Here is an 8960-nt window from a genome sequence, read left to right as displayed (position 1 = left end):
AGCTCGGAAGCGGGCGAGCCACTTGAAAGCGGTTCGCTTCGAGATACCGGCAGCGCTTGCGGCATCGACCAAAGATCACCCCTCTGCACTCACCCGATGGACCAGAAGGAGCCGGCTATGTCGGTTCGTCCGCGCATTCTTGTGGGTGTTCATGACTGCTCCTCACCGCCTTCGGACCATCCAATCAGCCCTACACTCGAGGAGCAATCGTCGTAGCATCCACATCTTAGGTGCCCACACAGCGGGTGAGCGTGGCACTGGAGCGCGCCTCCACCGCCGTCGCCGGCCGCCAGTCGCGAGCCGCGCATCGGAGTTCACCCGCCGGCATCTCTTCGCAGCGCACGAGGATGCCCAGGCGCGGATCCTCGACCGGCGGGCCCACGGGCGCCCGCGCCCATCCGCGGCGGTCGCCGACGCGGCCTGCTGCACTCGCACGATGCCCAACCTCGCCGCCGCCGTGACGCGCGACGTCATCTACCGCACCGCTCGCAAGCCTCCGCGCGCTGAATGCGCGGGCGACTGGGAGGCCGGGGCGACCCGGTGGATGCCGCCTTCCCCGGCCAGCGGGAGACGGTCGATCATCTCCTCATGCGCCTGCGGCGCCAGGACTCGGCGGCCGTGCAGGTCCTGATGGCGACGCAGCTGATGAGCCAAGCGCTTGAGCGCACCGTCGCGCCCGTCGCTGGTCGCAAGTCGTCGAGGCGCGCGGTCGAATTCGTCCGCCCGCCTCTCGCCGGCGTCCACAAGGTGGCTGCGGTCCGGATCGTCGACCGGTGGACGCACGCGTGCCCGAGCGCCACAACCGCCGCCATCGCCGGCGCTGCCTTTCGCACCGGCACGATGCCCGAACACACCGCCGCCGCGACGCGCGACGTTCTATACCGCATCGTTTCCCAAGCCTCCGCGCGATGAGCGAACGTGAGGCCGAGCGGCTGGAAATCGCGGTGGATGCGGCCTTCATCGGACAGCCCGGGACACTCGACCGCCTCCTCACGCGCCTGCTCGGCCAGGACCCGGCCACCGTGCCGCTCTTGATGGCGGCTCAGCGTATAAGCCACATGCTGGAGTTCGCCGCCGCGGTCGGTCGCGGACGACCAGTCACCAAGCGACGCGGTGGGGTTCGCCCACCCACCTCGCTTCGACGCACAAGTACGCCACGGTGCGGCTTCTCGGTCGATGGACGCTCCCGCGGCCCTCGCCGACGCGACTTTCCGCGCCGGCACGCTGCCGCATCCGAACCCGCTCGTTGCCGCACCTCGCCGCCGCCACTCACGACGTCCTTTACCGCATTCCTTCAGAGGTCTCGGCGCGCCGGGCGCACAGCCGGGAGGCCGGGAGGCCGGGAGGCCGGGAGGCTTTCGACCCGGCAGACACCGACAATATCAATCGCCAGTGTACGCGGCCCGAGCCGCCAATATTCAATTTTTTAAATCGATTTTAGAGCCGCGTTGTGCGCTGCAAGAGCGCTCGTTCTACTCCTCACCGAGCATCCGGCAGACGGAGTCGAGCTGCTCCAGCGATGAGTAGCGGATGGTCAGCGTGCCGCTCTCGTCGGTGTTGTGGGCAAGGCTCACCTGAAGGCCGAGCCGGTTCGAGAGGCGACGCACCAGGGCGCGCGTGTTCGCGTCGTCGATCGGCGGCGTCTTCGCCTTCTTCTCCTCGCGCGCCTCGGCCGCCTTGCCGAGCCGTGCGACAAGCGCCTCGGTCGCGCGGACCGAAAGGCCGTTGCGGATCACCTCCTCGGCGATCGCGTCGGGGTTCGCCGTCCCGATGAGGGCGCGCGCGTGGCCCGCCGAGAGGCTGCCGTCGGCGACGCTCGCGCGGATCGAGGCCGGGAGATTGAGAAGACGGAGCGTGTTCGCGACGTGGCTGCGGCTCTTGCCGATGAGCTTCGCGAGCTGCTCCTGCCTGTGGCTGAACTCGTCGATCAGGCGCTGGTAGCCCATCGCCTCTTCGATCGCGTTGAGGTCGGTCCGCTGGACGTTCTCGATGATCGCGAGCTCCAGCGCCTCGCCCGCGCTGACATTGCGGACGATCACCGGCACCTCGTAGAGGCCGGCCCGCTGGGCCGCGCGCCAGCGGCGCTCGCCGGCGATGATCTCATAATGATCGTCGACCCGGCGCACGAGGAGCGGCTGCATGACGCCGCGCTCCTTGATGGACTGGGTCAGCTCGTCCAGCGGCTCGTCGTGGAAGGAGCGGCGCGGGTTGGCCGGATTGGGACGAAGCGACTCGATCGGCAGCCGACGCGGGTCGCGCTCCGGCGCGGAGGCGGCGGCATCCACCGCCGGCACGTCACCCAGAAGGGCGGAAAGACCGCGACCCAGGCGCTTCTTCGTGTCCTCCATCCTCAGGCCACTCCCATCCGTTGTTCGCGATCGATCAGCTCCGACACCAGCCGCAGATAGGCCTGGCTGCCGGCGCACTTGAGGTCGTAGAGCAAAGCAGGCTTGCCATAAGACGGCGCCTCTGACAACCTTACATTGCGTGGAATCATCGTTTCGTAGACGAGATCGCCCATCGTCGCCCGCACATCCGCCACCACCTGGTTGGCGAGGTTGTTGCGCGCGTCGTACATGGTCATCACGATCCCATGGATCGCGAGCTCCGGGTTCACGCTCTCCCGCACCTCCCTGATGGTGCGCAGGAGCTGCGACAGGCCCTCCATCGCGAAGAACTCGCACTGGAGCGGGGCCAACACCGCATGGGCGGCCGAGAGCGCGTTCACCGTCAGCATGGTGAGCGACGGCGGGCAGTCGATCACCACGTAGCGGGGCACGCCTGGGTCCGTCGACAGTGCCGCGATCGCATCGCGAAGGCGCATCGCACGGTCGGAGGAGGTCGACAGCTCGATGTCGATCGACAGGAGGTCCATCGTCGCGGGCGCGATCGCGAGGTGCGGCACCGCCGTCGGGACGGAGGCCTCCTTCAGCGACGCGGTCCGCGTCAGCACCTCATAGGTGGAGATGTCGCGCTGGTTGGGCTCGATCCCGAGCCCCGTGGAGGCGTTCCCCTGCGGGTCGAGATCGATCAGCAGCACCTTCTCGCCGAGCGCGGCGAGCGCCGTCGCCGTGTTGATGGCGGTCGTCGTCTTGCCGACGCCCCCCTTCTGATTGGCAACCGCGATGACCCTCGGGCGAGCGGGCAGCATGGTTCAAACCCTCGTCAATTGGGACACGGTGAGGATGGCGGCGTCGGCCTCGGTCCGGCTCGGCGTCTCGCGCACCTCGAAATGGAAGCGCCGCCGCGCCTCCTCGATCTCTCGGGCCGCATCACGGCCCTTCGGGAACAGGCCTATGGTCCGCTCACCGAAAAACGGCAAGGCGTAGCCGAGCAGCGCGTCGAGCGCGGCGAGGGCGCGCGCGGACACAACATCGTGCACCTTCGTCGGCAACGCCTCGATCCGACGCGGCTCGACCCGAATGGACGCGCCGCTCGCTGCCGCAGCCTGCAGCAGGAAGGCCGACTTCTTGCGATTGGACTCCACGAGCGTCATTCGAGTCCCCTTCCGCGCCAGCGCGACGACCATTCCGGGAAATCCACCCCCGGAGCCGAGGTCGATCCAGTCGGGTCCAGCCCCCTCCGCAAGCGGCAGAAGTTGGAGGCTGTCCATCACGTGGCGGTGCCAGAGCCGGTCACGGTCGGCCACGCTCACGAGATTGGTGACCCGTCCCCACGCCTGACAAGACGCCACAAAGGTTTCAATTGCCTCAAAAGTCGCCGGATCGACAGACGCACGCACGGCCTCGCGTGCCTCCTCCTCGATGTTGTTCACGGCTTTATGCGGCCTTTCGCCGGGCGTGGGCGGCAATGAGGGCGAGCCCGGCCGGCGTCATGCCGGAAATCCGGCGCGCTTCGCCCAATGTCGCAGGCCGCCGCCGCTCGAGTTTCTGCTGCAATTCAGTCGAGAGACCGGGGATGCTGCGTTCGAAAAGCGCGGCCGGGATCGCGAGCGCGTCCGCAGCCGTCTCACTTGCCGCCGCCTTCGCCCGCCGCTCACCATAGACCCGGTAGAGCGCATCGGCCTCGAGCCCATCCCGCACCGCTGTCGGGAGGTCTGCAAATTTCGGGTCCAGCGCCTCCACGACCCGCCAGCCACCTTCGGCGTGCGCGAGAAGCTCGAACCCGTTGCGACGCCGTCCATCCTGGTTGAGCGTCACGCCGTGTTGCGCGGCCTCGTTCGGCGTCAGCGCGATGGCCTTCAACCGCTCCACCGCCTCCGCCTTCGTCGCCCGTTCGGCGGCATGGAACGTGGCGCGCGCGTGCCGCACGAGGCCGTGCGTCTGGCCCCAGTCGGTGAGCCGCTCGCCGGCATTGTCCGCGCGCATCATCAGGCGGTTCTCAGCCCGTGATGTGAACATGCGGTAGGGCTCGTCGACACCGTTCGAGACGAGGTCGTCGATCATCACCCCGAGGTAGGCCGTCTCGCGATCGATCGTGACGCCCCCGGCCCCGCCGGCGCGGCGGGCGGCGTTCAATCCGGCAATCAGCCCCTGCGCGGCGGCCTCTTCATATCCCGTGGTGCCGTTGACCTGACCGGCAAGGAAAAGGCCCGGCATCGCGCGCAGCTCCAGCGTCGGGTCGAGCGCACGCGGATCGATGGTGTCGTACTCGATCGCATATCCGGGTTGCGCGATCTCGGCTGCTTCACAGCCCGGCATCGAGCGAACCATCGCCCACTGCACGTCCTCCGGGAGCGAGGTGGAAATGCCGTTCGGGTAGATGAGGTCGCTGTCGAGCCCCTCGGGCTCCAGGAAGATCTGATGCGTGTCGCGGTCCGCGAACCGAACGATCTTGTCCTCGATCGACGGGCAATAGCGCGGCCCGACGCCGGTGATGTGACCACCGAACAACGCCGAGCGGCCGAGATTGTCGCGAATGAGCTTGTGCGTCTCATCCGTGGTGCGCGTGATGTGGCACGGAAGCTGGCGCAGCGCTGGGGCCGTGGTGAAGCTGCTGAAGAAGGCCGGTGCATCGTCGCCCGGCTGCTCGTCGAGCACGTCGAACCGGATGGTGGAGGCCTTCAGCCGAGGCGGGGTCCCTGTTTTGAGGCGGCCCATTGGAAGGTTCGCCTCACGGAGCCGCGCCGAGAGCGCCGTTGCGGCCGCCTCTCCGATGCGTCCCGCCTGCCACCGCTGGTCGCCGAGATGGATGAGCCCGCCGAGGAACGTGCCGGTGGTCAGGACGACGGCGGCGGCCTCGATCCTGCGTCCATCCGCAAGCAGCACGCCGCCGATCGGTGGTCCTGGGATAAGGTCCGCCACCTCGCCTTCCACGATGTCGATCAGCGGCTCGTCGCCGAGGACCTGCTGCATCGTGCGGCGATAGACCTCTCGGTCGACCTGCGCGCGCGGACCGCGCACGGCCGGGCCACGGCTCCGGTTGAGGAGCCGGAACTGGATGCCGGCTGCGTCTGCGATGCGGCCCATGATGCCGTCGAGGGCATCGATTTCACGGACGAGATGGCCCTTGCCAATTCCGCCGACGGCCGGATTGCAGGAAAGGCGGCCGATCGCGTCGGCGGCCAACGTCACCAGCGCGACGCGCGCGCCGGTCCGTGCCGCAGCTGCGGCCGCCTCGCATCCCGCGTGGCCGCCGCCGACCACCACCACATCATGTTTCACGTGAAACACTCACTTGCCGATACAGAACCGCCCGAACACGTCGTCGAGCACGTCCTCGATCCCGATCTCGCCTGTCATACGGGCCATTGCCTGGCACGCCAAGCGCAACCCTTCCGCTTTGAGCTCCAGCGCCTGCCCCACGAGGGCCTCGTCGACCCCTTCGCGCACTCCAAGAAGCCCCGAACGTTGCCGTGCCCGCGTGACCAACGCCGACTCCGACGCTGCGAGGAAAGAGGCTGCCCGCACGGCGATCAGTTCTCGTAGCCGGGACACAGACGCAGGATCAGCCAGCGCGGTTTCAAGGTCACCGGTCCCGTCCCCCAAATCCACCTTGTGCGCGACGACGATGTCCGCCCCATCAATCCGGAGCGGAACGGTGTCGGGGCTACGCACCTCGATCACACAATCCGCCTTCTGCCGCACCGCTTGGGTGCGTTCGATCCCAAGGGCCTCGATCCCCAAGGCACCTTCGCGGATCCCCGCGGTGTCGTGCAGCACCACGCGGTAGCCACCGAGCTCGATCTGGACGGACACCACGTCACGGGTGGTGCCCGCCTCGTCGGACACGATTGCCGCGTCACGCCCAGCCAACGCGTTGAGGAGGCTCGACTTGCCGGCGTTCGGGGGGCCGACCAGCGCCACATGAAAACCGTCGCTGAGTCGGTCCGCTTCAACGCTGCCGCGGAGAGTCTCGTCGATCTCCTCGCGCAGGCGGATGAGCTCCAGGTCGAGGTCGGGCGTCCCATCCCCGACGTCGCCCTCGTCGGCGAAGTCGAGATAGGCCTCTGCGAGCGCCAGCGCCGCGATCAGGCGGGAACGCCAATCGTCGATCCGCCGGGAGAGCGCGCCGTCGGCGAGACGGGTCGCGCGGCGGCGCTCCGCCTCTGTGCGTGCCTCGATGAGGTCGGCGAGCGCTTCCGCATCGGCGATCCCCACCCGGCCGTTGAGAACGGCGCGGAGCGTGAACTCGCCCGGCTCCGCGGCGCGCACGCCGGGAACGGAAACGGCGTCGGCGAGGACGCGCTCCACCAAGGCCGGACCGCCGTGGAGGTGGAACTCCAGGATGTCCTCGCCCGTCGCCGTGCCGGGTGCGTCGAAATAGACGCAGAGTGCCCGGTCGAGGACCGTGCCGTCGACCGGGGAGCGGATCGTGCGGAGCGTCGCGCGGCGCGGCTCGATCGCGGCCACGCCGAACGCCGCGCCCAGCTCGAGGGCTGCCGGGCCGGACGCGCGAACAATTGCGACCGCACTGGGTGGCGCTCCGGACGAAAGTGCCACAATTGTCCCATCAGACTTCATGGGAGACCTTATCCTGATGGCCAACCGATTGGCGGACCAGACCAGCCCCTACCTGCTCCAGCACGCCGACAATCCGGTCGACTGGTGGCCGTGGGGCCCCGACGCACTCGCGGAAGCCGAACGGAGCGGACGACCCATCCTTCTGTCGATCGGGTATGCGGCGTGCCATTGGTGCCATGTGATGGCGCACGAGAGTTTCGAGGATCCCGAAACCGCCGACGTCATGAATGATCGCTTTATCAACATCAAGGTCGATCGCGAAGAGCGGCCGGACATCGATCAGATCTATATGGCGGCGCTCCACGCGACCGGCGAGCAAGGCGGCTGGCCGCTCACGATGTTCCTCACGGCAAAGGGCGAACCCTTCTTCGGCGGCACCTATTTTCCGAAAGAGTCGCGCTTTGGCCGGCCGCGCTTCGTCGACGTGCTGACGGCCGTCTCGGATTCCTATCGCGGTCGCGCCGAGCTCGTCGCCGACAATGTGGAGGCGATCAAGCAGCGCACGACGGTGATGTCGGATCCCGGCGAGCTTCCGGACGATGCGCCGGACCGCGCCGCGGCCCAGCTCCTCCAGATCATGGACCCGGAGAATGGCGGGACGCGCGGGGCGCCCAAATTCCCGAATGCCGGGCTGTTCGAACTCCTGTGGCGCGGGGCGGCACGGAGCGGGAATGCCGCCTATGGCGATGCGGTGCTGACCGCGCTCAACCGGATCTCCATGGGCGGGATCTATGATCATCTCGGCGGCGGGTTCGCGCGCTACTCGGTCGACGCGCGCTGGCACGTCCCGCACTTCGAGAAGATGCTGTACGACAATGCCCAGCTCCTCACGCTCCTCACCGACGCCTGGTGCGTGACCGGCGACCCGCTCTTCCATGCACGCGTCGACGAGACCATCGACTGGCTTGTGCGCGAGATGCAGGTGGACGGGCTCTTCGCCGCGAGCCTCGACGCCGACAGCGAGGGTGAGGAAGGGAAATTCTACGTCTGGTCCGCGAGCGAGATCGCCGACATCCTGGGGCCGGACGCCGATGCCTTCAACGCGCACTATGACGTGTCCGAGCCCGGGAACTGGGAAGGCACGAACGTGCTGAACCGGCTCGGCGCGAAAACGCTCTCCGACGAAGGGGTGGAGGCCGCCCTCGCCGCCTCGCGCGCCGCGCTGTTCGAGGCGCGCGCCCGCCGCATTCATCCGGGGCGTGACGACAAGCAGCTCGCGGACTGGAACGGCCTGACCATCGCCGCCCTCGCCCGTGCCGGTGCCGCGTTCGGCCGTGCGGACTGGGTCGACCTTGCCAAGGCGACCTACGCCAAGGCCAAGGCACGGTTCGGCGATGGGGATCGCCTCATCCACGCGACCCGCGCCGGGGTGCGCGTCGAGCAAGGCTTCGCGCTCGACTATGCCGGGATGATCCATGCCGCGCTCGGGCTCGTCGCGATTGGCGCAGGCGATGGCGCCGTCGACGATGCCGAGCGCTGGGTCTCGGTGCTCGAGCGCCATCACGTCGCCGATCATGGTGGCTACTTCTGGACGGCCGATGATGCGCCGGCCCTCATCAAGCGGCCGGACAGCCCGATGGACGAGGCCGTGCCGAACGCCAACGGGCTGATGGTCAAGAACCTCGCGACGCTCTGGGCGGTCACGGGTGACGACCGGTACGAGGCCATCGCGCGCCGCGTACTTCGGGCCCATGGCCGGCTCGCCGCGGCCAACGTGTTCTCCTGCACGAGCCTCTTCAACGGGCTCGACCAGCTGCAGCGGCTCGCGACAGTCACGAGCGCGGATGCGCCGGAAATGGTGATGGCGACATTGCGCGCCGGGCATCCGGCCGCGATCCCGCTCGCCGCGCCGCCGCGCAACCATCCGGCCGAGGGCGCGACGCTCCCGAAGGGCAGCGCCATCCTGTGCCGCCGGGGCGTCTGCTCGATGCCCATCAGCGACCCCGTCGCGCTGAAGAATGCGCTCTGGCGGCCGGACGGGACCACGACGACAGGGTAAACAAAACGCCAATAAAAAAGGCCGCATTCTCATGCGGC

At 68.3% G+C, this 8960-nt stretch carries 7 protein-coding genes and 1 pseudogene; 2 read left to right on the top strand and 6 right to left on the bottom strand.

Annotation, left to right across the window (positions count from 1 at the left end):
• A pseudogene (locus DBV35_RS31235) lies at nt 1-153 on the bottom strand (leucine zipper domain-containing protein); the annotation flags it as partial.
• Nucleotides 154-540: 387 nt separating this feature from the next.
• Here DBV35_RS31235 and DBV35_RS28805 point away from each other — a divergent pair.
• Nucleotides 541-912 carry a DNA polymerase III subunit delta gene (locus DBV35_RS28805; RefSeq protein WP_108663861.1) on the top strand — a complete coding sequence of 124 codons (372 nt, stop codon included), beginning with the start codon at nt 541-543 and terminating at the stop codon, nt 910-912.
• 560 nt (nt 913-1472) lie between these two features.
• On the opposite strand, the gene DBV35_RS28800 is transcribed toward DBV35_RS28805, so the two are convergent.
• From DBV35_RS28800 to mnmE, 5 genes are read right to left on the bottom strand one after another with little or no spacing between them, the layout of a single operon-like run.
• The gene (locus DBV35_RS28800) at nt 1473-2348 is read right to left on the bottom strand and encodes a ParB/RepB/Spo0J family partition protein (RefSeq protein ID WP_108663860.1); all 876 of its coding nucleotides are present in this window, start codon (nt 2346-2348) and stop codon (nt 1473-1475) included.
• Nucleotides 2349-2350: 2 nt separating this feature from the next.
• Nucleotides 2351-3151 carry a ParA family protein gene (locus tag DBV35_RS28795; protein ID WP_108663859.1) on the bottom strand — a complete coding sequence of 267 codons (801 nt, stop codon included), beginning with the start codon at nt 3149-3151 and terminating at the stop codon, nt 2351-2353.
• Nucleotides 3152-3154: 3 nt separating this feature from the next.
• A complete protein-coding gene (gene rsmG, locus DBV35_RS28790) occupies nt 3155-3775 on the bottom strand; it encodes a 16S rRNA (guanine(527)-N(7))-methyltransferase RsmG (RefSeq protein ID WP_108663858.1) in 621 nt (206 codons plus the stop codon).
• A 4-nt stretch (nt 3776-3779) separates the two neighbouring features.
• On the bottom strand, nt 3780-5624 hold the full coding sequence (gene mnmG, locus DBV35_RS28785) for a tRNA uridine-5-carboxymethylaminomethyl(34) synthesis enzyme MnmG (RefSeq protein WP_211100073.1): 1845 nt from the start codon (nt 5622-5624) through the stop codon (nt 3780-3782).
• A gap of 9 nt (nt 5625-5633) precedes the next feature.
• Nucleotides 5634-6923: a tRNA uridine-5-carboxymethylaminomethyl(34) synthesis GTPase MnmE gene (gene mnmE, locus DBV35_RS28780; protein ID WP_108663856.1), complete on the bottom strand. Its 1290-nt coding sequence runs from the start codon at nt 6921-6923 to the stop codon at nt 5634-5636.
• Nucleotides 6924-6939: 16 nt separating this feature from the next.
• On the opposite strand from mnmE, the gene DBV35_RS28775 reads away from it, so the two are divergent.
• Nucleotides 6940-8922 carry a thioredoxin domain-containing protein gene (locus tag DBV35_RS28775; RefSeq protein WP_245944138.1) on the top strand — a complete coding sequence of 661 codons (1983 nt, stop codon included), beginning with the start codon at nt 6940-6942 and terminating at the stop codon, nt 8920-8922.
• Nucleotides 8923-8960: the final 38 nt, after the last annotated feature.

It is taken from the genome of Acuticoccus kandeliae (assembly GCF_003073115.1).
Note: the sequence above shows the minus strand (reverse complement) of the source record. Positions and strands in the feature narration are given on the sequence as shown.